This window comes from Methylobacterium sp. WL9 (assembly GCF_008040035.1).
GTDB classification, from domain to species: Bacteria; Pseudomonadota; Alphaproteobacteria; order Rhizobiales; family Beijerinckiaceae; genus Methylobacterium; species Methylobacterium thuringiense.
This window is the reverse complement of record NZ_VRVE01000195.1, coordinates 1-938: the sequence shown is the minus strand read 5'-3', so window position 1 is coordinate 938 and position 938 is coordinate 1. Positions and strand designations below refer to the sequence as shown.

The window sequence follows — 938 nt, the reverse complement described above, 5'->3', positions numbered from 1 at the left end:
GCCCTGGCGGCCGCGGCCGGCGGCGTCGCTGGCGGAGCCGCGGGCCTGGCCCTTGCCGGAATCGAGGGTGAGCTGCTCGGACTTGCCGCGGCGGGCGACGGGGCTGTTGCCAGGGATCGAGGCGCTCGATCCGGCCTCCTTGTTGCCGGCGAGACCTTCGCCGCTGGAGGTGGCCTTGATGTCGTCGTCCTTGTCCTGGTTCGTCGTCTTGTTGAAGCGGGCGCCGTACTGAGCCGAGGCGTTGGCGATGCCGCCGCCGTTGCCGCGGTCGATATCCTCCTGAATCAGCTTTGCGATCAGCGAGCGGTTGGCCTGGGCGTCGGCGTCGCGCGGGTTGAAGGCAAGGGCGTCGTCGTAGGCGTCGACCGCACCCTTCAGGTCCCCGGACCGGGCCAGCGCATTGCCGAGATTGTAGGCACCGCGGCGCCCTTGGGCGCGAAAGATCGGGATCGCCTCGGCGTAGCGGCCGGCCTCGTAGAGGGCTGCGGCATGCCAGTCAGGGTTGGACATGATGTCCGCCGCGATGTTCGGCAGGCCGCTCGCCATGAACAACCGCCCGAGCCCGGTGCGTGGCTCCGAGACCAGCGCGAGGGCCAGGGTGCCGGCGCCGGCCAGTCCGAGCCCGACGAGCCGGGCGTAGAGTCGCCAGCGGCGCGGAAATGCCGCAGCGCGAAACGGCAGGGCCGCCAAAAACTGCCTGTGGTCCGGGGCTGCGGCCATCACGCGCTCCGCCTGAAAAGAATCAGCGCCGGCAGCAGCGCCAGCAGCAGCAGCCAGCGCCCAAGATCCTGGAAGGCCAACACGCTGTAGCCGCCGGCAGCGAGGTGCTGGGCCGTGCTGGCCCCGACACGGTCGAGCACCGGCTCGGCGGAATCGACGTCTGCGACCCGTCCGCCGCCGTCGGAGGCGAGCCGGTCGAGGGCGGCGCGGTCGGGGCG

At 71.7% G+C, this 938-nt stretch carries 1 protein-coding gene and 1 pseudogene; both read right to left on the bottom strand.

Annotation, left to right across the window (positions count from 1 at the left end; translation table 11 throughout):
- A partial coding sequence (locus FV217_RS22450; RefSeq protein WP_147821851.1) for a tetratricopeptide repeat protein occupies positions 1-720 on the bottom strand: 720 nt, incomplete at its 3' end.
- Positions 720-938 (bottom strand): annotated as a pseudogene (locus FV217_RS22445) (VWA domain-containing protein); the annotation flags it as partial. The pseudogene FV217_RS22445 and the gene FV217_RS22450, both read right to left, overlap by 1 nt.